General features: G+C 50.6%; 25 protein-coding genes. All 25 read right to left on the bottom strand.

The features are described from left to right. Positions 1-18: 18 nt before the first annotated feature. The 25 genes from ACLIN2_RS19365 to ACLIN2_RS19485 all read right to left on the bottom strand — a co-directional run bounded on the left by ACLIN2_RS19365 (position 19) and on the right by ACLIN2_RS19485 (position 26,920). Positions 19-714, bottom strand: a complete 696-nt coding sequence (locus ACLIN2_RS19365; protein ID WP_327930765.1) for a YggS family pyridoxal phosphate-dependent enzyme — start codon at positions 712-714, stop codon at positions 19-21. Next, positions 711-1,559 carry a peptidoglycan editing factor PgeF gene (gene pgeF / locus ACLIN2_RS19370; protein ID WP_411501866.1) on the bottom strand — a complete coding sequence of 283 codons (849 nt, stop codon included), beginning with the start codon at positions 1,557-1,559 and terminating at the stop codon, positions 711-713. Before pgeF ends, ACLIN2_RS19365 begins: the two co-directional genes overlap by 4 nt. A 92-nt stretch (positions 1,560-1,651) precedes the next feature. Continuing rightward, entirely contained in the window at positions 1,652-1,936 is a 285-nt protein-coding gene (locus ACLIN2_RS19375) for a YlmC/YmxH family sporulation protein (RefSeq protein WP_092267775.1), read from the bottom strand. A gap of 156 nt (positions 1,937-2,092) precedes the next feature. Beyond that, the gene (sigG, locus tag ACLIN2_RS19380) at positions 2,093-2,872 is read right to left on the bottom strand and encodes an RNA polymerase sporulation sigma factor SigG (protein WP_092267774.1); all 780 of its coding nucleotides are present in this window, start codon (positions 2,870-2,872) and stop codon (positions 2,093-2,095) included. 146 nt (positions 2,873-3,018) lie between these two features. Beyond that, positions 3,019-3,741, bottom strand: a complete 723-nt coding sequence (gene sigE / locus ACLIN2_RS19385; RefSeq protein ID WP_092267773.1) for an RNA polymerase sporulation sigma factor SigE — start codon at positions 3,739-3,741, stop codon at positions 3,019-3,021. Between the two features lie 2 nt (positions 3,742-3,743). Continuing rightward, complete coding sequence (gene spoIIGA / locus ACLIN2_RS19390; RefSeq protein ID WP_122921809.1) at positions 3,744-4,706, bottom strand: sigma-E processing peptidase SpoIIGA; 963 nt, start codon at positions 4,704-4,706, stop codon at positions 3,744-3,746. 321 nt (positions 4,707-5,027) lie between these two features. Next, entirely contained in the window at positions 5,028-6,173 is a 1,146-nt protein-coding gene (ftsZ, locus tag ACLIN2_RS19395) for a cell division protein FtsZ (RefSeq protein ID WP_092267771.1), read from the bottom strand. 156 nt (positions 6,174-6,329) lie between these two features. After that, the gene (ftsA, locus tag ACLIN2_RS19400) at positions 6,330-7,580 is read right to left on the bottom strand and encodes a cell division protein FtsA (protein ID WP_122959556.1); all 1,251 of its coding nucleotides are present in this window, start codon (positions 7,578-7,580) and stop codon (positions 6,330-6,332) included. Positions 7,581-7,719: 139 nt separating this feature from the next. Next, positions 7,720-8,067, bottom strand: a complete 348-nt coding sequence (locus tag ACLIN2_RS19405) for a small basic family protein (RefSeq protein WP_092267769.1) — start codon at positions 8,065-8,067, stop codon at positions 7,720-7,722. 2 nt (positions 8,068-8,069) lie between these two features. Beyond that, positions 8,070-8,816, bottom strand: a complete 747-nt coding sequence (locus tag ACLIN2_RS19410; protein WP_092267768.1) for a DUF881 domain-containing protein — start codon at positions 8,814-8,816, stop codon at positions 8,070-8,072. Positions 8,817-8,835: 19 nt separating this feature from the next. Further along, on the bottom strand, positions 8,836-9,546 hold the full coding sequence (locus ACLIN2_RS19415) for a DUF881 domain-containing protein (RefSeq protein ID WP_092267767.1): 711 nt from the start codon (positions 9,544-9,546) through the stop codon (positions 8,836-8,838). Between the two features lie 31 nt (positions 9,547-9,577). Further along, a complete protein-coding gene (locus ACLIN2_RS19420) occupies positions 9,578-10,363 on the bottom strand; it encodes a cell division protein FtsQ/DivIB (protein ID WP_092267766.1) in 786 nt (261 codons plus the stop codon). Between the two features lie 147 nt (positions 10,364-10,510). After that, the gene (gene murA / locus ACLIN2_RS19425) at positions 10,511-11,767 is read right to left on the bottom strand and encodes a UDP-N-acetylglucosamine 1-carboxyvinyltransferase (protein ID WP_092267765.1); all 1,257 of its coding nucleotides are present in this window, start codon (positions 11,765-11,767) and stop codon (positions 10,511-10,513) included. A gap of 15 nt (positions 11,768-11,782) precedes the next feature. Then, a complete protein-coding gene (gene murB / locus ACLIN2_RS19430) occupies positions 11,783-12,688 on the bottom strand; it encodes a UDP-N-acetylmuramate dehydrogenase (RefSeq protein ID WP_411501867.1) in 906 nt (301 codons plus the stop codon). A gap of 103 nt (positions 12,689-12,791) precedes the next feature. Continuing rightward, positions 12,792-13,895, bottom strand: a complete 1,104-nt coding sequence (murG, locus tag ACLIN2_RS19435) for an undecaprenyldiphospho-muramoylpentapeptide beta-N-acetylglucosaminyltransferase (RefSeq protein WP_092267763.1) — start codon at positions 13,893-13,895, stop codon at positions 12,792-12,794. A gap of 12 nt (positions 13,896-13,907) precedes the next feature. Beyond that, positions 13,908-15,002: a stage V sporulation protein E gene (gene spoVE, locus ACLIN2_RS19440; RefSeq protein WP_411501868.1), complete on the bottom strand. Its 1,095-nt coding sequence runs from the start codon at positions 15,000-15,002 to the stop codon at positions 13,908-13,910. A gap of 79 nt (positions 15,003-15,081) precedes the next feature. Next, positions 15,082-16,431: a UDP-N-acetylmuramoyl-L-alanine--D-glutamate ligase gene (gene murD, locus ACLIN2_RS19445; RefSeq protein ID WP_411501869.1), complete on the bottom strand. Its 1,350-nt coding sequence runs from the start codon at positions 16,429-16,431 to the stop codon at positions 15,082-15,084. Next, positions 16,428-17,399 (bottom strand): phospho-N-acetylmuramoyl-pentapeptide-transferase, encoded by a 972-nt coding sequence (gene mraY / locus ACLIN2_RS19450; protein ID WP_122921818.1) that lies wholly within the window; start codon positions 17,397-17,399, stop codon positions 16,428-16,430. The genes murD and mraY overlap by 4 nt, the downstream gene beginning before the upstream one ends. A gap of 41 nt (positions 17,400-17,440) precedes the next feature. Then, the gene (locus ACLIN2_RS19455; protein ID WP_411501870.1) at positions 17,441-18,919 is read right to left on the bottom strand and encodes a UDP-N-acetylmuramoyl-L-alanyl-D-glutamate--2,6-diaminopimelate ligase; all 1,479 of its coding nucleotides are present in this window, start codon (positions 18,917-18,919) and stop codon (positions 17,441-17,443) included. 127 nt (positions 18,920-19,046) lie between these two features. Next, positions 19,047-20,966: a stage V sporulation protein D gene (locus tag ACLIN2_RS19460; RefSeq protein ID WP_400586745.1), complete on the bottom strand. Its 1,920-nt coding sequence runs from the start codon at positions 20,964-20,966 to the stop codon at positions 19,047-19,049. Between the two features lie 62 nt (positions 20,967-21,028). Further along, on the bottom strand, positions 21,029-23,467 hold the full coding sequence (locus ACLIN2_RS19465; RefSeq protein WP_411501871.1) for a penicillin-binding protein: 2,439 nt from the start codon (positions 23,465-23,467) through the stop codon (positions 21,029-21,031). Between the two features lie 189 nt (positions 23,468-23,656). Further along, positions 23,657-24,076, bottom strand: a complete 420-nt coding sequence (locus ACLIN2_RS19470; RefSeq protein ID WP_411501872.1) for a cell division protein FtsL — start codon at positions 24,074-24,076, stop codon at positions 23,657-23,659. A 42-nt stretch (positions 24,077-24,118) separates the two neighbouring features. Further along, positions 24,119-25,063 (bottom strand): 16S rRNA (cytosine(1402)-N(4))-methyltransferase RsmH, encoded by a 945-nt coding sequence (rsmH, locus tag ACLIN2_RS19475; protein WP_411501873.1) that lies wholly within the window; start codon positions 25,061-25,063, stop codon positions 24,119-24,121. A 17-nt stretch (positions 25,064-25,080) separates the two neighbouring features. Further along, positions 25,081-25,512, bottom strand: a complete 432-nt coding sequence (gene mraZ / locus ACLIN2_RS19480; RefSeq protein WP_092267754.1) for a division/cell wall cluster transcriptional repressor MraZ — start codon at positions 25,510-25,512, stop codon at positions 25,081-25,083. A 148-nt stretch (positions 25,513-25,660) separates the two neighbouring features. After that, complete coding sequence (locus ACLIN2_RS19485) at positions 25,661-26,920, bottom strand: adenosylhomocysteinase (RefSeq protein ID WP_411501874.1); 1,260 nt, start codon at positions 26,918-26,920, stop codon at positions 25,661-25,663. Positions 26,921-26,999 lie beyond the last annotated feature (79 nt).

Consider the following 26,999-nt stretch of genomic DNA (forward strand, 5'->3'; position numbering starts at 1 on the left):
GCAAGGCTGGTTTCCGATTTATGGCTTGACCAGTACGGAACCCAGTCGAATATATGTAGCTCCTTCTTCAATTGCCACTTCAAAATCACTTGACATGCCCATGGATAGCTCTTCCACGTGTGCGTGAGGGAATGCCCATTCATTGATGCGATCTTTCCACTCATAGAGGCCACGGAAAACAGGTCGTGCGTCTTCCGTATTTTCGACAACAGGCGCCATGGTCATTAATCCAATGATCTTTATATGTCTCATATTACTGGTTTCGCGTAAAAAAGCCAATACATCATTGGGACTAAGCCCAAATTTTGTCTCTTCACCCGAAATATTCAGCTGTAAAAAGCAAAATACGACTTGATTCAACGCTTCTCCGCGTTTGTTCAGCTCTTCTGCCAAGGATAGACGATCCAAAGAGTGGATATACGGAAAACGTCCTACGACTTCTTTCGCTTTGTTCGTTTGCAAATGACCGATGAAATGCCAGGTGCCACGATCCCCATACTGCTCGTACTTCGGTACCCCATCCTGAACGCGGTTTTCCCCGATATGCTCGATTCCCGCATCAAGCAAATCGCGGATAGCTTCGGCATCGACGTATTTGGTGACCGCGATGATCTTCACTTCTTCCCGCTTCCGGTTCGCTCTGTCGCACGCAGCTTGAATTCTTTCTTCGATTGACTGCATGCGTTGTTTTAGCAATTCCATATCCATACTCATGACGTACTCCCTTCTCCCTTCATGCTTTTCCATCCGATAAACGAGGCCATCCGCCCTGTCGTTCCCGCTACTGGCGCTTCCTTGCGGTGTGAGAAAAACAGATCAGTACGGCAGCTTGTACACCAATCCGTTGCTGCGATATTCGTAGAGGAAACGCCGGCCTCCAGCAGGATTTCCGTATTCAGCTTGCGCAAATCAAGCATATAGCGTCCGTTTTCAGATGGTGAGACTGATCCTTCCCACTGCGACGTGCTTTCACGGACACGCTCCATGATTCTTTCATCCACCTCATAGCAGCAGCCGCCAATGGATGGTCCGATCGCAACCAGCAGGTCCTCACGTTTGGTCTGATACTGTTTTTCCAGCGCTTTCACCATTTCCTCGGCAATACGTCCAACCGTTCCCTTCCAGCCTGCGTGAGCCAGCCCAATCGCTCCAGATGCAGGGTCAAGGAAAAACAACGGCACGCAATCCGCATAGAAGGAAGCCAACAGCACCTCTGTCTTTTCCGTGTACAGTCCATCCGTAGCCTGGATCACATTGTCGAGACTCTCTCTGCCTGCTCCTGCGGCCGTTACTTGGCAAACACGATTTCCGTGTACTTGATCCGCGCAGGTCCATGTCTCGAAAGGAAGCTCAAGCTGTTCGGCGAGCATCTGCCGGTTTGCTACCACATGGGCAGGCTCATCTCCTACATGTAAACCCATATTAAAAGATCCATACGGTTGTTCACTTACCCCGCCCGTGCGAATCGTAAACCCCGCCACTAAACCGGGAAAGCGTTTTTCCCATTCCTGTAGTTGCAACAACGGCTTTTCTCCAGCCATGACAAACGGTTCTCTCATGCTGTCACCTTCCTCATATGGCTTATCATACCATAAAACTTGACTCCGCCAAGGCTTGGCGGAGTCAAAGTCATGCCTATACACGCTTCCCTTTATTCCCTGAAATCCTCTCCACCTGAGGTTCTCGTATCTACTCGGAGCGTTTCTTCTACCCGCACGAGTACAACATCTTTACCGATTTTGACAATATTTCGCCATGGTATCACGAAATCGTTCCCTGATGAAAAAAAGCCTAGAAATTTACCCGGTCCCGGTACGACAATGGCCTCTACCCGTCCATGGCGCAAGTCAATTTCCAGATCGGAAATTTGCCCAAGCCGCTTCCCGTCCAAAATATTGACTACTTCTTTGGTCTGGAAGTCAGAGATTTTTACCATTCTCCCTCACCCACTTTTGATTCCGTTACTTGTAGTATATGAGTGGAGATTGGAATATGTCCTCTCTCTTCTGAAATCCTGTCGATTCGGTGTGCAAATGAAAAAAAACCCGAGCAGACGACGATGCGCCTTCGGGTTTCCTATATAAGATTGGCATTACGATTGCACGTGTTTTTGCATATGGGCGATTGCTGCTTTCTCCAGTCGAGACACCTGCGCTTGCGAGATCCCGATTTCCTCGGCCACTTCCATCTGGGTTTTTCCCTCGTAGAAGCGCATCGACAAAATCATCTTTTCCCTGTCACCCAAACGCTGCATGCCTTCCCGCAAAGCGATCTCTTCTACCCACGTCACGTCCTTGTTCTTTTCGTCGCTGATTTGATCCATGACGTAGATCGGGTCCCCACCGTCCTGATAAATCGGTTCGAACAAGGAAACAGGATCCTGAATCGCATCGAGAGCGAACACGACATCTTCCTTCGCTACGTTTAATTCCTGAGAGATTTCTGTGATAGTGGGCTCCCGCGAATGTTTGTTGGTCAAATTGTCGCGTACCTGCAGTGCCTTGTAAGCAATATCGCGCAAGGATCTGGACACGCGAATCGGATTGTTGTCCCGCAAATAGCGCCGGATCTCCCCAATGATCATCGGCACAGCGTACGTAGAAAACTTCACGTTTTGCCCAAGATCAAAGTTGTCAATGGCCTTCATCAATCCGATGCAGCCTACCTGAAACAGATCGTCAACGTACTCTCCGCGGTTGTTGAAGCGCTGGATGACACTTAGTACCAGCCGCAGATTGCCATTGACCAGCTTTTCACGGGCTGCCAACTCGCCGCTCTGTAGGCGCTCGAACAGCTCTCTCATCTCTTTGTTGGTCAGCACAGGAAGCTTGGAGGTATCTACCCCGCATATCTCTACCTTATTGCGCGTCACGTCTTTCCCTCCTCGAAGCAAGAAAAAAGTCCCTAACCCGGTTGTCTTGAAAGGCCGCGTACTGACGCGTAGCCGATCAGACAGTAGCAAAAGCTACCTCTGTTTCGGTTTAGGAACAGTATCTCCCTCGACTGGGAAAATATGCGTTAGACCATCTTGTTGAATTCTTTTCGCAACCGTTTTATAATTCGCTTTTCCAACCGGGAAATATAAGACTGCGAGATCCCCAATAGATCCGCGACATCCTTCTGCGTCTTCTCTTCTTCCCCTGCTAGCCCAAAGCGCAGCTCCATAATAATTCGTTCGCGCTCGGATAGCTTATCGAGTGCCTTTTTCAGGAGCTTGCGGTCGACCTGGTCCTCGATGTTTTTATAAATCGTGTCATTCTCAGTCCCCAATACATCGGAGAGCAAAAGCTCATTGCCATCCCAATCGATGTTGAGTGGCTCGTCAAACGACACCTCGGAACGGATTTTATTATTCCGGCGCAAATACATCAAAATTTCGTTTTCGATACAGCGTGATGCATACGTCGCCAGCTTGATATTTTTGTCTGGATCAAAGGTATTCACCGCTTTAATCAAACCAATCGTACCGATGCTGACCAAGTCCTCGATATTGATTCCTGTGTTTTCAAACTTGCGTGCGATGTAGACAACCAGACGCAGGTTTCTCTCGATCAGCATTCCCCGCACAGCTGGATCCCCTGAAGGAAGACGTCCTAGCAAGATCTCCTCTTCTTCCCTGGTCAATGGTGGAGGCAAGGCTTCACTCCCGCCGATGTAATAGACTTCTTCAGCGCGTGCTCCAATCCATAGCAAAAAACGATACCAGGTCAATTGTAGTTGCAGGCGAAGTTTTACGTACATGATTAGCCCTCCTGTTCGAGAATAAAGGTCGATTCTTGAGAATAGGTCTCCATCATTGCGGGATGCACGATGGCCTGATAATGCCCGTCTGCGGCCAACGGAATAGGGTTGAGGCCGATCAGCACCTTGTGGGTCTCATAACGGGTACTGCCTTGCAAAACGATGACATGGTCTGGTTTCACCGCCAGTAAAAAGTCCATTCCTCGCGAGACGCTGCGATACGGAATCAGTCTGACTCGCGACTGCCACTCTACAGGAAGATCCTCCCAGGATCCGTCCAGCTTCTCCCACACTCCACCGTTATCATCGGTTTGTCGGAGAAGCGGCGGCGGAAGCAGATGTGCCAGCATACGACTTTCCATGATCATGACAGGTATACGAGTGATCGGCTCGTGCAGCTGGTTGCCCGTATCTACGAGACCTCGACAGATCACCTTTTCTCCCGCCAGCGTCACGACGACATCGACGAGAAAGGCATTTAGCTTGCGCGGCTCTTGTATCGCCCGATAGCTCTTCCTCCCGATGAAGTACATCATGGCAAACCCAGCAAGGAGGATCAGCAATGTGGGCTTGAAACCGACGCCAAAGCCATCGTTGTGTGTCACGATCAGGCCGTTCACTATTTCGTTTCGCGGGGCGAGAAAGTATTGGAGGCCAAAAACACCTCCGCCAAAAACAAAGGCGACAAAGTAAAAAATGATCAAGTTCTGGGTGAAGGTTAGCAGCCTTCTATTACCGAAGGCAATCCAGAGCATGAGAATGGAAAAGAGAAGCTTGATCGACCACTGATACATCGAAGAAAACGCCGGGAAGAAAAAGAAGGCAAGGTATGTACAGCCAAACAAGGAAGCCACGAGTATTCTCCACCAAACTACGCGTTCTTTTCGAAAATAAGCGGTGAACCATAGCAACAAGGTATCAATAGCCATGTTCAGGAGTAGAATGATATCAAGATACACAACCATCTGCTCTCTCACCCCCCGACACGTCGCGCTCTCTGTGCGTCTTTCACTTGCCAGTAAATGCAGTATATATCAATGTGTATGTAAAATCTGTCAATTCTTGACGATGTATTTTTGGATATTTTGTAGAAGATTTTTTTCAGTTTGACTCTACTATTTTTAATTATAGACAGATGTAACCAAATTAAAAAACTTGGCTCCGCCAAACTTTGTGGCGGAGCCTTAGTTGCACTTATACTGCTAAGAATCTTATGAATTCTTACTGTACAAAAAAAGACCTCGTTCCTTTCATGGGAACAAGGTCTTCTCTATGCGGGTTTGATCCTACTTTTTATTGCGGCGGCGGTTGCGCAGGAACGCTGGAATATCCAGATTATCCAGATTGCTCATCGAGAAGAAGGACTTGTCATCCTCTTCTTCTTTCGGACGAGCCGTGTTCGTGTTCGATACAGGGGTTGGTCGGTTACTTGCCGGATTTACCTGTTGCTGTGGGCGGCGAGGTATTTCCGGTCTTTGCGAATGTTCAAAGCCTGTCGCGATCACTGTAACAACGAGTTCATTTTTCAGATCTTCGTTGATAACAGCACCAAAGATCATGTTTACATCAGGGTCAGCTGCAGAGGAAACGATGTCCGCCGCTTCGTTGACCTCATACAGGCTCAGGTTGGTACCGCCAGTGATGTTCATCAGAACACCGCGAGCACCATCAATCGACGTTTCCAAGAGAGGGCTGGAAATGGCACGACGCGCCGCTTCTGCCGCTCTGTTTTCACCGCTCCCTACCCCGATCCCCATCAGGGCAGAGCCACGCTCTGTCATAATGGTTTTGACGTCAGCGAAGTCGAGGTTGATCAGACCTGGAACAGCAATCAGGTCAGAGATCCCTTGTACACCTTGACGCAGGATGTTGTCTGCTTCACGGAATGCTTCTAGCATTGGCGTGTTTTTATCGACGATTTCCAGCAAGCGATCATTTGGAATGACGATTAGTGTATCCACTTTCTCTTTCAAGGCCGCAATACCCGCTTCACCGTGCTGGGAACGCTTGCGACCCTCAAACGAAAATGGACGAGTAACGACACCAACTGTCAGAGCACCCAATTCCTTTGCGATCTCTGCTACCACTGGCGCAGCACCAGTACCCGTACCTCCACCCATACCGGCTGTTACGAATACCATGTCTGCTCCACGCAATGCATTTTCAATAAGATCGCGGCTCTCTTCTGCAGCTTTTTTCCCGATTTCCGGGTTAGCCCCTGCACCGAGACCACGTGTCAGCTTTTCACCGATTTGCAGTTTAATGTCAGCACTAGATAGTTGGAGTGCTTGTGCATCCGTATTCAGGGTAATGAATTCTACCCCTCTCACACCGCCTGCGATCATGCGGTTTACGGCGTTGCTGCCTCCGCCTCCACAACCAATGACCTTAATTCGCGCAAAGGATTCCAAATCCATATCAAATTCCAGCATATTGCTAGTCCTCCCCAATTCAACATAAGAAAGCTCCGTGTCTGCTTAAAAGGCCCTGGACAAACATTGTAACATTCCGTTGATTTTTACCACTTTTTTCGTAAAACGAAACATTCCAATATTCGCCATCGTCAAGGTAACCAGCAGCAGCCGTTATTAAATAAATTCACTGAACCAGTTTTTCACTTTTTCCATCAGACCGTTGCCATCTTTCGGCTTAGACACGGTTTGCTTCTGGGTGCCTTTGAAAGAGGGGGTCGCACGGATGCTACGGCGCTCCATCAACTGCAAGGCATATTGAATCAAACCTACGCCAGTGGTGTAGGCAGGATCCCGAACTCCAATATAATCCGGTATGGCAATACGTACAGGCGCATCAAGCTCTTCCTTTGCCAGCTCCAGCATGCCTGGCATCGCTACAGTGCCACCTGTCAGTACATACCCACCTGCAATTTCGTCACGGAAGCCCAATTTGTAAACAGCATCCTCAACTAATTGGAAAATCTCAGCAGCCCGCGGCTCAATAATGTTTGCCAAATCGACTTGCGTAAACTGCTTCTCAACGTCGCTGCCAATCCTGTTTACTTTGAACTTCACGTCTTCCGATGCTTCGTCGATCAATGCACAGCCGTTTTTCGTTTTCACGCGATCTGCAACGTCTGTATGGGTGCGAAGTCCCAGCGAGATGTCGCTGGTGATGTGGTCGCCACCGATGCCGATTACGGTGGTAGCTGCCAATTTTCCTTGCTCAAATACACCGATCGTGGTAGAACCCGCACCGATGTCGACTAAAACGACACCCATGTTTTTGTCATCCTTGGAAAGAGCGACAGTACTGGCCGCAAGCGGTTGCAAGAAAATTCCAGCAACTCGCAGATTCGTCCTTTGGGCGCAACGAACAATGTTATGTACAACCGTTTTCAAACCGGTCACAATGGTTCCTTCCATTTCCAACCGTACACCAATCATTCCTCGTGGGTCTTTTATACTACCCTGTCCATCGACAATATACTCTTTGGGAACGACCTCAATAATTTCCCGGTCCGGCGGGATGGCAACAACCTTTGCTGCTTGAATAACGCGTTGGATGTCTTCTTCTCGTATCTCACGGTCTTCGCTGGATACAGCGACAACCCCTTGTGTTTCATGCAGCTCAATATGATTCCCAGTGATACCGACATACACTTCTTCGATCGAAACGCCAACCATGCGCTCTGCATGGTCTACCGCTTCCCGGATGGCATGCACGGTTTGGTCGATGTCGACAATCACGCCCTTTTTAATGCCCTCTGAGTGCGATTGGCCGACGCCGATGATGTTGATGGAACCATTGTTGATTTCGCCGATCATTACGCGTACTTTGGATGTTCCAATATCTAGGCTGACGATGAGTTCGTTGCTTACCAAACCTGTGACACCTCCCCTGCTACGACTTTTATTTTGCTAAAGTGAGAACACCTGCATAAATTATTCCACACAGGACAACCATTCCCTTTTTTTCATCTTTAATTTTTGTAAAAATATGACCATCTTCCCATCTTTTGATCTAGTCCTGTTGATTTATCCAACGGGATAGAACAATCCTCCTAATTACTGCTAGATTATTGAACAAGCGTACGCCAAATGCGACGATCGCTGCCAAATAAAGGTCAATCCCCAAAAATCCGCCGATAAAAGCGAGACCAGCCGCGAAAAGCGTATTGAAAAAGAATCCGGACAAGAAGATCCGAACATTAAATGTACGCTCCAGAAACGAACGAATCCCACCAAAGATTGTATCCAATCCGGCCAATAAGGCAATGGAAAGATAGCTGCTATATTCCTGGGGCACACGCCAATCCAGCAAGAAGCCGACAGCGAGACCGACAATCAGTCCGATAAGCGGGAGCCACATGGTTACGAATCTCCTTTTTCTTTTACAGGTTTCATATATTGGATGGTGCGGGTTTCATTATTGGCAGAAATCATAAGCTTGTCCATTTTTTCCGCGAGCACTTTCTTGTTTGCGAGCTGGAAGTTTTCTTCGACTCCCTCCAGCTTCAGGGCTGACAGAAGAACTTCCGGGTCTCCCAAGGCTTTCAGCTCGTATGGGGGCTGAATCGTGCGCGTATCGATCTGGATGGTGTCCCCGACATTGCGTATGGCAGTCGTGGAAATCAGCCGATGACCGTTGATGGAAATGGCCTGTGCACCGTTGGCGAACAAAATATTGACCAGCCACCGTAAATCTTCGTCATCGATCGTGTACTCCCCAACGACAGGTGCTGTCATGTTTTCATCCAGGATCGGTTCCTCCGGTATTTGGGCATCGACTACTTTCAGTACGACACCTTCTCCCTCTACGGCAACCATCCCTGCCATTCTGCGGTTCCGAGCCAGTTCCTCTTTCATGACGGAGATACTTTCATCCTCGCTTAACGAGGTTTCGTACTGGTAGTACAGCTGATTGTACTTGGAGATGTCAGCCAGAAGGTTTTTATGCTTTTCCAGTTCCTTTTGCAGGGTCGTACGCAGCTCAGCAATACTGCGCGACTCTTTGTGAACGGGATGCAGACTGCTTCTGAGCTGCACTGTCAACATCACACCTATGATAGCACTAATAATGGCAAGAATAAACGTGATTTTACGGCTTTTTTGTAACATAGGTAAACGCATCCTTCACCTAGGAGTGTTTGGTTTTCGCGTCACCTACAAAAGCAGGCAACTGAACGCGGTCTTTCTTTGCAACATCGATCTGGACAAAATCCTGCAGGGAATGTAACACGCCGCCTGGCAGATTCAATGCACTCTCCATGATCGACGGATCTCCGATGGCGGTTACGACGAAAGGAGCAGCCGACTTGATTCCGTTTACAATGATCGTAGGCCCCACACAGCGAATGGATGAATTGCTGACCAAACGCTGTCCGTTAATGCTGATTGCTTCCGCTCCAGCTGCACGCAGCTCGTTTACAACCAGCCGGACATCCTGCTCATGGACGATGTAGTTGGCGATATCTGCATTGCTTGCCGCATTTTGGCTGTCCTGCATCGTGATGACCAGGCCCGGACCTTCTACTGCCACTACACCGGCCAGCATACGTGCCGCTTCCAGTTGACTCAAGGCATCCGCCGCTTCCGATTTGCGCTCTGCCATGGCCTCCTCCACTTTTCCTACCTGGCGCTGCAGGTCGATCAGTTGGTCTTCCAAATGTCTGTTTTGCTCTTTTTCCGATAAGATCCGGTCATTGAGCTGCGTCTCCTGTTGGAACAGCTGGTCGTTGTAGCGCTCTTTGCGCGTCAGCTTCGTGGTCTCGATCGAGGTTGCCACCAGAAACCCGGTACAGCACGTCACGACGGTTAAATAGAGATGAAATTTGCGACGTCGACTCATGGTTTTCCTTCCCCTTTATCCTTTACTGCGGCTATTGAGACTGTTCGGTTGTATTTTGAAGTGGAACCGCTTCGTTCGCTGCTCCATAAGGCACAAACCACGGCTGTTCAAAGAGGGATAGAACGCCTTTTGTATCCTTCGGTAGCTCCTTGACGATCGACGGGTACCAGTTCAGCATCTTGTCCAATTTGTACACAACGCTGCGCACTTCGTTGCCATCCCGCATAAACAGTGTTACCCGCTGCTTGTCATAAACCGTTGGTGTCAGCGTGATGTCCGAGATCTCGCCCAAAACGGACGGGTTTAGCTTGGACAAAGATTTTGCAAGATTGGGCAGCAGCTCCGGTGATGCCCATGAGCTGATCAGAGGCCTGTCCACTACGCGATTGGCAAAGTTGACCTTCTTTAGCACCATACCATTTTCCAGCAAAGGATAGCGCGTGCCGTCTTGTCCGCTCCAAAATGCTACCCTTTTCTGCTCAGTTACATGCAGGGCGATGACACCCGGGAACGATCGGCTGACAGTGACTTCCTTAATGCCCTCGAGCGGCTGCAAGTTTTTTTGTACACTGCCCTCCCATACATTCAGAAACTGCATATCCTTCTTCAAGCCAGATTGATTGATAATCTGTTCCGCGGGATAGATGTCGTTGCCGAACACCTGAATTTCCTGCACTTTGCTGTATGGTGAGCGAATGAATACGATGATGAGTACAATGAGAAAAAACAGCACGAGCAGAAAGACCAGTTTGCGGTTTCCCCTTCGCTTGGGGCGTTGCTGCTTGACTTGCGGAATGCGTTCCTCGTATACCGCCATGACCCTATCCTTTCTCCATCCATGTGCAGGACTTTTCGCCTGCCGGAATAGTTGGATCACAATAGAAATAATTGGATCAGATTGGAATATATGTAATGATACAAAACAGGGAAAGCGGCATAGCACTATGCCGCTTCGCTCCTTCGGTTATACCGACACTCGCGATATGTTCGCACCCAGCTGCTTCAGCTGTTGCTCTAACCGCTCATAGCCCCTGTCGATATGGTGAATCTGGTTTACGGTTGTCGTTCCTTCTGCAGCAAGCCCAGCGAGTACCAGCGCTGCACCTGCTCGAAGATCTGTCGCTTCCACGCTGGTCGCCGTTAGCTTATTCACGCCGCGGATAATCGCCGATCCCAGATCCACGTATATGGAGGCGCCCATCCGCGCCAATTCATTCACATGTTTGAATCTTGCCTCAAAGATCGTCTCTTTGATAACACTCGTACCTCTAGCCTGTGACAAAAACACCATCAACTGCGCCTGTAAATCGGTCGGAAATCCCGGAAAAGGCGAGGTGATAATCCGGTCATAGGCGCGCGGGCGCGATGTACTTTTGATTTCCATTATATCATGGCGGGTCTTGATTTCAACACCGCAGCTACGGGCCACTTCAATCAATGCTGTGAGATGCTCCGGCAGGGTATTCGTCAATTCCACATGCCCCTGCGCCACCCCGACCGCAAGCAGGAATGTCCCCGTCACGATCCGGTCTGGAATAATGCGATAGCTGACTGAGCGTAATTTCGGTACACCGGTAATTTCGATCGTATCCGTACCCGCTCCCCGGATTCGCGCGCCCATCGCATTCAAAAAGTTTTGCAAATCAATGATTTCCGGTTCTCTCGCTGCATTGCAGATGCGTGTCGTGCCCTTCGCCAACACTGCCGCCATCATGATATTTTCGGTCGCACCCACACTGGGAAAGGAGAGAAAGATATTGGTCCCGCGTAATTGCTTCGCGCGAAACGTAATATAGCCCTCGGATTCTTCCATTTTGGCTCCCAGCGCCGTTAACCCGGATAAATGCAAGTCAATCCTGCGTTCCCCGATATCACAGCCACCCGGTCTGGAAATCGTAACTTCACCCAGCCTAGCTAGCAGAGGACCTGCCAGAAAAATGGAGGATCGCATCTGGCTCATCAAGTTGTCGGGGATATGCGGAACACAGACAGATGTTGTATCCAGATCCACACATCCATCCTGATACTTCGTTTTGGCCCCCAGCGAGTCTAGGATTTCCAGCATCACTTTGATATCTTTCAAAAAGGGGACGTCATAGATATAAAATTGCCCTTCCGCTAATATGGCCGCAGCAAGTATGGGAAGAGCAGCATTCTTAGCACCTTGGATCCGAAGCGAACCGGACAGAGGTTTTCCGCCTTCGATCGCAAAAGTCTCCAAACTTTCACCTCCGTGTTACCCCTCGCCCACCACCAGGACTTCCGGATGCAGATCAATCCCATACTTGCTCTGGATCGTGCTCCGAATGTAATCGATCAAGGTGAGGACGTCGGTAGCCGTGGCCCCTCCACAATTGACGATGAAATTCGAGTGTTTTTCCGAAACTTGAGCTCCTCCAATTTGGTAGCCTTTCAGCCCAGCCGCCTCGATCAACCGGCCTGCATGATCACCTGGCGGATTGCGAAACACGCTTCCGGCACACGGCATTTGCAACGGCTGTGTCAATCGACGCCGCTCCTTGTTCGCAGCCAGCGTAGCCGCAATCTCTTTGCGATCGCCGGGTTGCAAGCGAAACCGCGCCTCTACTACAATCCCTTTTCTCTGTTGCAAAAGAGAAGTCCGATAGCTGAAGCTCAATTCTTCGTTCGTCAACACTTTTCTTTCACCGTTTTCAAAGAGGATTTCGGCATCAATAAGAATACGTGAAAGATCAGATCCGTGTGCACCTGCATTCATGTAGACGGCACCGCCTACGGTACCAGGAATTCCTCCTGCAAACTCCATCCCTGTCAAACCCATCTTACCCGTTTCCATCGCTAGGCGGATCATGGAATATCCGGCACCCACACACACCTCTTCGCCCCTGAATTCGCAGTGACTCAAACCCTCAGCCACTTTGAGCACGGCACCGCGTATACCTCTGTCCCTCACCAGAAGGTTGGAGCCGCGCCCGATTGCACTCCAAGGAATTTCATGTCGATGGATAATCTGGAAAGCTGCCTGCAAGGAGTCTTTGTCCTTCGGCTGGATTAACAAGTCTGCAGGACCCCCGATCCGCCAAGTCGTATGATTGGCGAGAGGTTCATTGGTCCACACTTTTTCGATTCCTGCCTGCAATAGCTCTTCTGCGATTTGTTTCATCTGTGAACCTCCTGATACACATGCTAGGTCGGACCTAGTTCTTATCACGTGTTTGCTCCATACTATGCGATCGCCCAGATCGGCGTGACAATCGCCCATCTGATCATTTTTTGCTAGCCAATGCACGCAGCTGTGCAACGATATCTGTGGCTGCCTTTGGCATTCCCAGGGACAAGGAGCACTCGCGCATCTGCTCCCATTTTGGCTGATCGTTCAACAGCTCTGCCAACGATTTCAGCAAGCTTTCTCCCGTCAAATCCCGTTCGACAATGACCTCTGCCGCACCTGCACGCTCCAATCCGCGCGCATTCTTTTCCTGGTGGTTATTGGTCACGTACGGGGACGGAATGAGAATAGAAGGGACGCCCAAGGCTGTCACTTCTGCCAAAGTCGATGCACCTGCGCGTCCAACGAGCACATGCGTCGCCGCCAAAACATCCGGCATATTGTGGACGAATGGGAGCACGGAAAGGTTGCCAGGAAGATTTCCCATTTCCCCGAGGGATGCAGAGATTTTTTCGAAGTGAATATCCCCCGTTACATAGACAAAATGGGTATCGGGAAACTTGGACAGTTGATTTACCATGGAGAGCACCGCTTCGTTGATCGCCCGTGCCCCACGGCTTCCGCCAAAGATCAGCACGATCTTTTTGCTGGCGTCTACACCAATGAATTTGCGTCCTGCTTCCGCATTTCCATGCATGACCTCTGTCGCTCGCGGGTTCCCTGTCAGTACCGTTTTGGCTTGCGGGAAAAAGGACAGCGACTCGGAAAACGATACCGCGATCTTGCTTACGGAACGCGAGAGAAACTTGTTCGTAAGTCCTGGGACCACGTTTTGTTCATGAATGAGTGTAGGAATTCCCAGCTTGGCTGCCGCATAGACGACTGGACCACAAACATAGCCACCCGTACCAATGACCACATCCGGCTTGAATTCTCGCAGCATGCGTTTGGCATCTGCAACCGCCCGGATAAATTTCCAAATGGTCTTTATATTGTCGAAGCTGAGCTTTCTTTTCAAGCCACTGATTTCAACGGATTGAAAAGGAATCTCCGTTCGTGGTACCAGCTGCGCTTCCAAACCGTGTTTACTCCCGATATACAAAAAGGCAGCCTGCGGATATTGGCGGGAAACTTCCCTCGCCACCGCAAGCGCCGGATAAATATGTCCACCTGTGCCACCGCCTGTTAGGACGACGCGCATACAATCACATCCTTATCTAGAAAAACGGGAAATGTTCAACAGGACTCCCACTCCTGTCAGCATCAACGTAAGGGAAGAACCCCCGTAGCTTAAAAATGGCAGAGTAATACCCGTTACAGGAAACATCCCTGTCACAACGCCGATATTGATGACGACCTGAATGGCAATCATACCGATGATTCCGAGTGCCAAAAGGCTCCCGAACAAATCTGGTGCCGTAATCGCTGTCCGCATTCCCCTCCATAGCAGTAGGAGAAACAGTAGCAATATAAGTGTTCCGCCAATAAAGCCCAATTCTTCTGCCACGATGGAGAAGATGAAATCATTGTAGGGCTCCGGCAAATACAGATGCTTTTGTCGGCTTTGGCCGAGCCCCAGTCCCAGAAGTCCCCCGGGACCGATCGCATACAGCGACTGGATGATCTGATAACCTGTATTTAATGGGTCTGACCATGGATCGAGAAAGGAAGTGATCCGTTTGATCCGGTAAGGTGCCGACAGGATCAATCCGATGAAGCCTGCTACCCCAACCATCCCCAGTGCAGCAAAATGACTGATTCTCGCGCCAGACGCAAAAATCATGACGACTGCCGTTCCCATCAAAACCGTACCTGTTCCCAAATCGGGCTGCAGCATAATCAAGGCGAAGCAGACCAGCGGGATAGCAAGAGCTGGTACAAGGCCTTTTCGGAAAAGAACGATTTGCTTCTGGTTGTCAGAGAGCCATCTCGCCAAAAACGCAACTACACCCAGCTTGGCAAACTCACCAGGCTGAATGCCGAATGCACCAAACCCGAGCCAGCTTTTCGATCCATTGACCTCAATCCCCACGATCAGCACGAGGATCAAGAGGCCGATGCTCGCATAGAAGCCAGGCTTTGCCCACTGCTTCCACACCCAGTAATCAATGTTCATGGTGACATACATCGCTGTAATGCCGAGCAGGGCAAAAATCAGCTGGCGCTTGGCGAAGAAATACGGGTCGTTAAACGGTGCTTTTTGGGCTACGATGGCACTTGCACTATACACCATCACAATGCCAATTCCTAATAAAAAAAGTGTTGCAAAAATAATTACGAAGTCGGGAGCAGAGCGTACCTTGCTCATAGTGCCAGGTCATCCTTTCTCACGCGTCCCGCTCTTCGGTAGTTTTTCAAATGTGCATGGGACGATATGCTAGGCTTGTTTACAGTCTATGCACGCCGTCCTTAAACATGCTGCCCCTCACTTCAAATGAAGGAAACATGTCCCAGCTCGCACACGCCGGGCTGAGCAATACCACATCACCCGCATCTGCAAACTTGGAAGCAGCAAGAACGGCTGCCTCCACAGTATCGACACGGATTCCTTCCTTAATCCCTGCTTCACGCGCCCGTTCGAGCAAAATAGGTGCGGTTTGCCCAAGTGCAACGACCGCTTTGACACGGCCCGTGATGACAGGAACCAGCTCTCGGAAATCGATTCCCCGGTCCAGTCCCCCGCAGATCCACACGATCGGCTCCTTGCACGCCTGCAGCGCCCTTGATGCCGCCTCCGGATTCGTTGCCTTGGAATCGTTAAAATACTTTACCCCATTCTTCGTCGCGACAAACTCCATCCGGTGTTCGACACCTGGAAAAGTAGAGAGAACCTGGGCAATCGATTGCTTGTCCGCACCTGCCAGTCTGGTCACGATAATGGCAGCCAAGGCATTGTCCACATGGGGCACGGTAATGTCTTTCACCGCAATGATTTCTTCCCGAGAACCCTCACCGTCGACAAAGACGATCATCCCCTGATCGACATAAGCTCCACGAGGAACCTCCTGCGTTTTGCTGAAGAAGTACTTACGGGCAGACAGCTCCCCACATTTTTCCCGCACCTCAGGCTGGTCAAAGGGCAAGATCGCCGCATCGTCTGCCGTTTGATTGGCAAACAGCTTGCATTTCGCAGCGAGGTATTCTTCCATCGTGTGGTGGTAATCCAGATGCGCCGGGTACAGATTTAACAGGACGCCGATGTGAGGGCGAAACTCTCTCGTCCCCATCAACTGAAAGCTGCTCAGCTCGGCGACCAGCCATTGATCTGGCTCTGCCACCTCTGCCAGTCCGCACAGGACCGTCCCGATGTTTCCACCGACCATCGCCTCGATCCCAGCTTCCTTGAGAATGAGACCCACCAGCGTGGTAGTCGTCGTTTTCCCGTTGGAGCCTGTGATGCCGATGATAGGGGCTTTCGCGATCTGAGAAGCCAGCTCGACTTCGGTGATCACCGGAATACCCAATTCCATTGCTTTTGCTACAGGAGGAGCCTCATAAGGAATTCCCGGATTTTTCACGACCAACGAGATGCCGGGATGAATCAGATCATCCGGATGATAGCCGCAAATTACGGGTATCCCGAGCTCCTCCAGCTCTTCTGCTCCTGTCGCCTCTTCACGTGCTTTCTTATCGTTCACGACGACATTCGCACCAAAGCGGTGGAGCAGTTTTGCCACTGCCACACCGCTTTTCGCCATTCCTATCACGACAACGCTTTGATTTTGATAACGATTCATCGGATTGTCACCACCTCGAGGTATACACCCAGGCCGGCAAAGAACATGCCCACCAGCCAAAACGTTACTACGACACGCCACTCCGACCAGCCCGTCAATTCAAAATGGTGGTGAAGCGGACTCATCCGAAAGATGCGTTTTCCTCTTGTTTTGAAAGAAACAACCTGCATGATAACCGACAGGGTTTCTACTACAAAGACACCACCGATGATAGCGAGCAGCAGCTCTGTTTTGGTCATGATGGCAATACCCGCAAGAGCGCCGCCCAATCCCAGAGAGCCCGTATCCCCCATGAATACCCGTGCCGGATGCGCATTGAAAACCAGGAATCCAAGAACGGCCCCGACGACAGCTGCACTGAAAATGGCTGTGTCGTAATCTTGGCCAAACCATGCGATGATCGCATACGCGCCAAACGCAATCGCCCCGGTACCTGCCAAAAGACCGTCCAAACCATCTGTCAGGTTGACGGCATTGGTCGTGCCCACCAACAGGAACAAAAGGAACGGGAAGTAGAAATAGCCAAGCTCAAGCTTCCATGGAGTTCCTGGCAAATGCAAGGATGTATCATGCCCCATGAGAATCAGCAGGATATACGCGCCTACCGCCAGCAAAATTTGACCTGCGAACTTTTGTCTCGCCGTCAGGCCCAGATTGCGTTTCTTTTTAATCTTAATGAAGTCGTCCAAAAATCCAATTAGTCCGTATCCAAGCGTCACCAGTAAGAGGAAGTAAATTTCCATTTTTGCATTGGCAAACTTTAACACGGTAAAAATGAGTGCCAAAAGAATGATGGTTCCGCCCATCGTAGGGGTTCCAGCCTTCTTTTGATGAGAATCAGGACCTTCTTCCCGAATCGCCTGCCCGAATTTGAGGCGGCGAAGGACCGGGATAAACAGTGGACCGATGAGTACGGCGATGAGAAACGCGGCGACGATCGTGACGATAAGTACGTTGTCAGCGAACATGCCCGAGCCTCCTTTCTCTGATGCTTCGAATGCATCTGTCTCTATTCTTGGGTGTACGTGGCGATCGCTTCCCGCGCAACTTCACGGTCGTCAAACGGCAGTACTTGATCTTTGATGATTTGATACGTTTCGTGTCCTTTTCCTGCAATCAGGATGACGTCGCCCGGCTTCGCCTGTGAAACAGCATAGTGAATCGCTTCACGCCGATCAGCTACGGCCGTGTAGCGGTCTTGGGCTACTCCACTTAGCCCGGCCAGCATGTCGTCGATGATCGCTTGCGGCTCCTCTGAGCGAGGGTTATCAGACGTTAAGACGGTGTGATCCGCATACTTTGTTGCAATTTGCGCCATAATCGGGCGTTTGGTGCGATCGCGGTCCCCGCCGCAGCCGACAATGCAAAAGATTTGCTGCTTGGCAAATTCCTTTACGGTAATCAGTGCGTTCTCCAGACTGTCTGGGGTATGCGAATAATCGACCAAAACCGCAAACGGCTGTCCCGCATCCACCGATTCAAAGCGCCCATTTACGCCAGCAACGGCTTCCAGGCTGTCTTTGATAGCCTCGAGCGAAACGCCTTCTGCCAGTCCAACTGCCGTTGCAGCCAGAGCGTTGTACACATTGAATTTCCCCATCAGCTTCAGATCCATCCTCACGCTCCCGGCGAAGGTCTGAACGGTGAAGGAGGTCCCTTTGCTGGTGATTTCGATGTCGGTCGCATGAACATCCGCCGCTCGATCGATTCCGTACGTGATGACACGAGCCGGCGTCACAGTAGCGTAAAGCTCGGATGCCTCATCGTCTGCATTCAAAACAGCCGTTTTCAATCGATCGGGGTCATAGCTATTGCCCAATTGAGAAAACAGCAGGGATTTTGCGTAACGATAGTTTTCCATCGTCTTGTGGTAATCCAGGTGATCCTGAGTCAAATTGGTAAAGACTGCGGTATGCACGTTGCAGCCGCGGACGCGTCCCATCTCCAGAGCATGGGAAGAAACCTCGATGATCGCGTACTCTGTGTTCACATCCCGCATACGGCGAAAGCTCTTCTGCAGGTCCAGCGCATCTGGCGTGGTGTTCTTCACTTCTTCCGTGACCTCTCCGATCCGCATGTGAATCGTGCCGATCAAACCGGTCTCTTTGCTTTGGTCGCGTAAAATCTTGTCGATCAAATGTGTCGTCGTCGTCTTTCCGTTCGTCCCGGTCACACCGATCAGCTTCAGCTCACGCGTGGGAGAGCCGTAAAAACGGTCAGCCAGCATAGCCATTGCCCGCCGTGTATCCGGCACTTTGACAATAGTCGCTGGCACGTCCAAATCTTTTTCGGATAGCACGGCAACGGCTCCTTTTTGAACCGCTTGGGCCGCATACAAATGTCCATCCACGGTATATCCAGTCAGACAAACAAACAAATAGCCCGGCTGAACCTGGCGTGAGTCTGCTGTCAAACCTGTAATCTCCATACTGTCATCCCCTGCGAGCGTAGCTGGCAGCAGCGGCATGAGCAGATCCCGTAGAAACATGAAACAGGCACCCCATTCTCCAACATTATAGACAAAAATTTGGCGATTTTTACAAAGGCGAGAGGTAGAGAGCTCGAAAAAAGCTCGCTCCCTCCGCCTTCGAAATCTCATTTTATAGCTAATTGGTTCATTTGTCACCAAGATAGATACGAATTTTTCCGCCCTCATCAATTTTTACACCGGGTGCCGGAGATTGCTGGATGACATACTTTCCTTTGCCCGAGACGACCAGTGGCAGCGTCTCATAAGTCGTAACGACATCTTGCATGGTTTGCCCGACCATATTGGGAACTTCGATCGGTTCCCGCTCCCCCAAGGCCTTGTTGATTTCTTTGGATATCCCATCTTTGCGTTTCGGGACTCCCATATGCTGCAGCGAGGATTCAATAATACTCTTGACGCTTGGAGCGGCGATCAAACCACCGAATGCAAGCGCTTTGGGATTGTCGACGGCAAAGTATACTACAATCTGCGGGTCGTCAGCTGGGGCGAAGCCGATAAAGGATACGATGTACTCGCCATCCATGTACCGACCGTCCTTAACCTTTTGCGCCGTCCCCGTCTTACCGCCTACTCTGTATCCTTCGATGTACGCCTTGTTTCCTGTCCCTTGTGCAACGACACTCTCCAGAGCATAGCGGACTTTTGCGGATGTCTCCGGTGTGATCACCTGTCTGACCTCTGTCGGCAGGGTCCTGCCAATGACATCGTGCGTTACGCTATCCCGCCATTCCTTGGCGACGTAGGGCTTCATCAGCTTCCCGCCATTGATAGTGGCAGAGACAGCCGCCATTTGCTGGATAGGCGTCACGGAAACACCCTGCCCAAAAGAGGTCGTCCCCAGTTCAACTGGCCCTACCCGATTGAGGTTAAAGAGCAGTCCATTTTCTTCTCCAATCAGGTCAACCCCTGTCTTTTGCCCAAACCCGAACTTCTTGATGTAGTCAAAAAGTCTTTCCTTTTGCAACCTTTGTCCCATTGTCACAAATCCGGGGTTGCAGGAGTTTTCCACGACTTCCAGCATGGTCTCCTGGCCATGGCCTTGCCGCTTCCAGCAGCGCAGACGCTTCCCTGCGACCGTAATGTAGCCAGGATCATAGAAACCCTCGTTCAAATTGACTACCCCTTCATTGAGGGCTGCCGCCAGAGTCACGATCTTGAAGGTCGATCCTGGCTCATAGGTTTTCCAGATCGGCAGGTTGCGGTTGTATACTTCTGACGGGTAATCTCTGTACTGATCCGGCTGGAAGGTAGGTCTGCTGCCCATCCCTAGAATTTCCCCGGTCTTCGGATTCATCGCAATCGCCAGGACATCATCTGGCTGGTAGGCTACCACAGCCTGATCAAGCTCCCGTTCAATAAACGACTGAATACTGCTATCGAGAGTCAGGTACATGTCCATCCCGTCTACCGGTGCCACGTATTCCTCCGATCCCCCGGGCATTACGCGTCCTTTTGCATCAGAGGGAAACGAGATATGTCCTTCTGTCCCTTTCAAAAAGGGATCATAGATTCTCTCCAGCCCTGTCAGCCCCTGATTATCGATTCCTGTAAAGCCGAGGATGTGTGCCGCCATAGTTCCATTCGGATAAAAACGCTTGGTGTCTCCCGCCAAATAAATCCCTGGCAGGTTCAGCTCCTGAATCTTCTTGGCTTTATCCGGGGACAGCTTTTTGCCACCGGGGATTTGGTCGTTGCTCATCCCTTTTTTCGTAATCGCTTGAAAAACGGCCTCTTCCGGCTGCCCCAAAATGACAGCGAGCTGTTTGGCGGTCTCACGAGAATCCTTTAGCTGTGCCGGAACAGCCACGACAGTCGGTACACTCACATTGGTAACCAGCTCGTTACCATCGCGATCCAAGATTTTCCCTCGATTTGGTTTGAACTTGATTTCACGATCCAACAGGTCGTCAGCCATTTGGGCCAGCTTTGGTCCTTCTATCAATTGTACGTACCCTAATCGGGTGATGAGCGCACAATACATCACGATGCCGATGATCAAAGCAACAAAAATGCGACGGCGTACAGTAGCATTGGATACCCGCAAAGCGAGTCCCCCCTCGAATAGGTTGTCTGATTTACCCTATTCGTCGGGGGGACGACTTAGAACTATGGACTTGTACTCGTATCTGGGGTTACCGTTTGTCCCGTATCGCTATTCGCAGAGTCCTGTGAATGGGACGGCGGTGGAGTGCCTCCAGTCGCGCCCCTCTCAGTCCCTGCTTGCGTGTTGACGGGTGGCGTGGTTGCAGTACCAGACTGGTCTTCGACTCCCTGTCCTTCAGGCGCACCGGTTTGCGTATTTGGATTCGCAGGTGGCGGTTCTGACTCTGAACGCAAAGTGACCTGAATCATCTCCGTTCCACCTAGAACCGTGCCCGGAGGTATGCTCTGCGAGGCAACGAAGCCTGCCCCGGTCGCCTTTACCGGTATGTTAACCAATGAACCGAATTCCATGACATCTCTAAGGGATTTGCCCGTGAAATCCGGCATTTTGGAGCCTTTGACCCGATCGGTGACGAGAACGACCTGACTCCCTGTTACCACTTTCTCATAAGGCGCCGGATATTGCTCGACTACCTTGGTACCTGTCCCGATCACGGAGACCGTCAGCTGATCCTGCTTGGCTCTTAGCTGAGCGGCTGTATTGGACATCCCAACAAACTTCGGCAGCGTCACTTCCTGAACAGGCGGCTGGGCGGCTGGGGCTGTCTCTGCTTTCCCTGTTTTCGACGAAGCCGCTTTTGCTGCCTGAATATCGGGTTGCTGCTGCAAATACTGCAGGCTCCGTTCCATGATGGATTTGAAAATCGGGGCAATGATCATTTTACCCCATGTACCATACCATTCGTCTGTAGTCGGATCATCGACCACAACATAAACGAGCAGGCGTGGATTGTCTTTTGGTGCAAATCCGATAAAGGAAGCGATGTAATGCCCTTCCATGATCTTCCCTGTATTCGGATCGTATTTTTGAGCGGTACCGGTTTTCCCCGCAACATGGTAGCCTTCAATCTGATAGGCTTTCCCTGTCCCGGCATCCCCTTCGACGACTGTCTCCAAAATATCTCGCGTTTGCTTGGCAGTCGCTGCACTCACGACGCGGCGCACTACCTCGCGCTCCGATCGGTTTAATACTGCACCTGTATGCGGATCACGCAGCTCTTTAACAATATGCGGCTTTAACAGCTCTCCGCCATTGGCAATCGCACCAACTGCTGCAATTTGTTGAACCGCTGTAACGGTTACCCCTTGTCCAAAGGTCGTAACAGCCCAGTCACGCGGAGACTGCGGCTTTTCGAGGTTGATCAAGTTCCCCTTCTTCTCATAAGGAAGCTCGATTCCCGTCATGGAACCAATCCCGAACTTGGCAAAGTAGTCCTTCAGCTTTTCCAGCTTCAGCTTTTCATAGCCGAGGATGACAAACACCACGTTACTGGAGCGCTGTACCCCTTCCAGGTAACTAATGCGCCCCCACCCTTGTCCGTTGTTATGGTCACGGATAGGAATTTGCCCTTTGATCGTATATGTACCTGATTGATAGGTATCGTTTGGATTAAACAAGCCTTCCTCGATCGCCGCCGCAAGGGTGATAATCTTGAAAGTCGAGCCCGGCTCAAACATCGTGGTGACCGCGTGGTTCGTATAGTTCGTAATTCCGTTATAATACGTGTTTGGATTGAACTGAGAGCGGTTGCCCATCGCCAAAATTTCACCGGTCTGCGGGTCGGAAACCACCACGGTGAGTCCCTTTGGCTTGAAATCGCGTTCTGCCTTGTCCAGTGCCTGCTCGACGTAATCCTGGATTTGGCGATCGATGGTCAGGTAGACGTTATCACCGTCTTTGGCAGGCTTGTACTTTCGTTCACCATCCGGAAGCTGGTAACCCGCTCCGTCCGTCATGACCTCCATCTCGCCCTTTTCTCCGCGGAGCGCTTCATCCATCTGCAGCTCGATCCCCATTTTAGGCTGATCATCGAAATCAAGATAACCGAGCACATGGGCGGCGAAGCTGTTGTTCGGATAAAAACGGCGTGTGGTTTCTGTCAAATAAATGCCTGGCAGCTGATTCGTTTCTACTTGTTCACCACTGGGCAGCTTCGGGAACTGCGCGTTCTGTATCATCTTTTTCTGTTCTTCGGTAATCTTGCTACCCCAGCGCCCCAGCAAAACGACCTTGGAATTCGGCTTTGTCAACGGCTTTAACAGCTGATCTACCGGAGCATTCAAAATTTTGGCCAAAGTCTGTGCCGTATAGTACGGATCCTTGACGAAGTCCTGGTCCTTCTCGTTCTGCGGCTTTAATCGGGCGTTTACCGTGTAGGCTTTCCCTTCGTAGGCAAGGATCTCGCCATTCCGGTCCATAATGGCGCCCCGCTTCGGCTTTAGGGTCTTCTCCCAATCCCATTGACCACTCGCATAGTCCATAATTTTCGCTGCATCTACTGTCTGGATCCACCAAATACGAAAACTCAAACCGGAGAATACCAGGATCATGCAGAGAGCGAGCATTAATATCCGCCAATTTACGCGTCGTTTTCCTTCCACGTTACCTCACTCCATCAAAACAATGATCGTCGCTTGCCATAGGCGACTTCCTGCCATTCATCAAGCTTTGTTCCCGTCCCTCTACTTTTATCGGCTCTATCTATTCATCCCTGAAGAAAACAGTCGTACCGGCTGAGCAATCATCCTTAAGAAAAAATGTTACTGCGATGAACGACAGTAACATTATGATTACCTTTGCTCTGTTTGTGCTGCGGGAAGAGAGCTGGCCTGTACTTTCGCTTGGCTTTTTGACTGGCCGATCACATGCACCGCTTCTGGATTAAACATCATGCCCTGTCTTTCCGCTTCATTTTGGATGCGGTCGCGGTTGCTCAGCTGTTCAATTTGAAGTTTGACAGCGGCATTTTTTTCCGACAGGAGACGATTCTCTTTTTTGGTGCTTTGAATGTCGTAATTGTATTGCGAAATCTGCGAGTACCGTACACCGACCAGCCCCAGCCCGATCACAGTGATCGAGATAAAAAGGAGATACAACAGCTTTTCTCCTGTCGGTATCGTTGGCTTAATGCGAATGGTTCGTTTGGTTTTGGTTACTGTGCGCGACTGTCTTTCTAGCTCCACAGCCAGGTTACCGCGGTAGTAGCTCATTGCTCATTCTCTCCTTTTCCCGTAGATGTTAGTGGTAGTCGCTTACAGCTTTTCTGCAACACGCAGCTTTGCGGAGCGCGCACGAGGATTCGCTTCCAGCTCTTCTGCAGAAGGCAGGATCGGCTTTCGAGTAATGACTTTGACCGTCGCTTTGTTCCCGCATGCACAAATCGGAAAGGATGGCGGGCAAGTACATCCTTTTGACAGCTCCTGATAGACTTGCTTGCAAATGCGATCCTCCAAGGAGTGGAACGTGATGACACTCACCCTGCCTTCTGGGCGAAGAACACTGATGGCGTCAGCTACTGCTTCTTTAAAGGCATTCAATTCGTCATTTACAGCGATCCGGATGGCCTGGAACGTGCGTTTCGCCGGATGAGGTCCTGTGCGGCGAGCCGCTGCCGGGATCCCTTCCTTGATCAACTCCACGAGCTCACCGGTTGTCTGAACTGGCTGTTTGGCGCGGTATTGAACGATTTGCCGGGCAATTCGCCGGGAAAATTTCTCTTCTCCATACTCCCAGATGACCTTGGCAATCTCCTCTTCTTCCCACTCGTTGATGATGTCGTAGGCGGTCAGCGCTGCCTGCTGATCCATCCGCATGTCCAGCGGTGCATCGGCATTGTAGCTGAAGCCGCGTTCGCCCTCATCCAGCTGTGGAGATGAGACACCCAGATCAAACAGGACACCGTCCACTCCATCCAAGCCCAGATCGCTCACTATATCCTTGATATGGCGAAAATTGCTCTTCACCAGCGTCACTCGATCCATATAGGCAGACAAACGCTCCCTGGCGTTATCCAGTGCCCAATCGTCCTGATCGATGGCAATCAGACGTCCACCCTCTGTCAGTTGGGATGCGATCAGGCAGCTGTGCCCTGCTCCCCCTAACGTACAATCCACATAAATACCGCCTGGCCGAATGTTCAGTCCGGCGACAGCTTCGTCCCGTAATACGGTTACATGATGAAACGACAAGATCGTCACTCCCGTTCTTCTTGCTGCTACAATTGAAAGTCAACCAGCTTTTCGGCAATATCGCCAAAAGAGCTTTCGGACTGGGCAAAGTAATCCTCCCAGCGCTCCTTGCTCCATACCTCTACACGATTGGATACGCCGATGACGACACATTCCTTTTGCATGCCAGCATGTTCACGCAGATTCTGTGGTATGTTTACCCTTCCCTGCTTGTCCCACTCGCATTCGGTCGCACCGGAAAAGAAGAAACGTGTAAAAGCACGCGCATCTGCTTTGGTAAAGGGCAGTGTTTTCAGTCGTTCCTCGAGCTGCTTCCATTCTTCCATCGGGTAGGCAAATAAACACTGGTCCAAACCGCGGGTAATCACGAAGGTAGTACCTAGCCCTTCTCGGAACTTGGCTGGGATGGTCAGGCGGCCTTTTTCGTCAATGCTATGCTGGTATTCCCCCATGAACACGCCCTAGTCCCCCACTTTCCTACCGAGTGGCTCCACTTTCCCCCACTTTTCCCCACTTTGCCTACTTGTTATTATAAAAAAAAATCCTGCATTTGTAAGCAGGATTTTTTCGTTTATTTTTTTGCCGGGAAAGGACGGTTTTCGCAGTCTATTCGACCCAGCTATCCAAATAGGATTTTTGCTCGTCGGTCAATTTGTCGATACCGATTCCGAGTGCTTCCAATTTGTATTGAGCGACCATCGCGTCCAGCTCATAAGGCACATTCAGTACTTGTTTGCCGATCGCTTTGTACTGCTCGTTTACGTAAGCCAGGGAAACAGCTTGCAGCGCGAATGTCATATCCATGATTTCAGCTGGGTGACCGTCACCTGCTGCCAGGTTTACCAGACGACCTTCTGCGAGCAGATACACTTTTCGACCATCTGCCATGACAAATTCTTCGATATCCTTGCGAACGATGCGGCGGGAAGTCGACAAAGCATCCAGCTCCACTTTGTTCACTTCGACATCAAAGTGCCCTGCATTGGAGAGGATCGCGCCATCTTTCATCACTTCAAAGTGTTCTTTGCGGATGACATCGCGGTTACCCGTAACAGTCACGAAGTAATCGCCGTGTTTTGCTGCTTCGCTCATCGGCATCACTTCGAAGCCATCCATGTAGGCTTCAACTGCTTTGATCGCGTCGATCTCGGTTACGATGACTTTCGCACCCAGACCTTTTGCACGCATCGCCACACCTTTTCCGCACCAGCCGTAACCAACTACAACAACGGTTTTTCCAGCTACAACAAGGTTTGTTGTGCGGTTGATTCCATCCCAAACGGATTGGCCTGTACCATAGCGGTTGTCAAACAAGTATTTGCAGAATGCGTCGTTAACGGCAACCATCGGGAATTCCAGCTTGCCTTCTTTTTCCAATGCTTTCAGGCGAAGAATACCTGTTGTCGTTTCTTCTGCGCCACCACGCACTTGGGAGAGCAGGTCGCGACGCTCGCTGTGGAGGATGGTTACCAGATCGCCACCGTCATCGATGATCAGGTCAGGGCGTGTTTCCAATGTTTTGATCAGGTGCTCTTTGTATTCTGCTGGATCGGGATTGTATTTGGCAAAAACGCGAATGCCGTCTTCCACGAGAGCAGCGCACACGTCATCTTGTGTAGACAAAGGATTGGAGCCTGTGATGGTTACCTCAGCGCCGCCAGCTTGCACGACTTTTGCGAGGTAAGCTGTCTTTGCTTCCAGGTGAAGGGAGATCGCTACTTTCAGACCGGCAAACGGCTGCTCTTTTTCAAAGCGCTCTCGGATGCGGTTCAGTACGGGCATATGCTCTTTTACCCAGTCAATTTTCAGATGGCCATTGTGAGCCAACGCCATGTCCTTTACAATGCTTTCAGAAACCATGTTCATGTACGGATGGACCTCCTTCATCATTAAGAAAACCTCTACCTGAGCTAGGGCCTCGGTAGTATGAAAAGTACAATGATAC

The organism is Brevibacillus centrosporus (assembly GCF_046622605.1).
Classification (GTDB): Bacteria; Bacillota; Bacilli; order Brevibacillales; family Brevibacillaceae; genus Brevibacillus; species Brevibacillus centrosporus.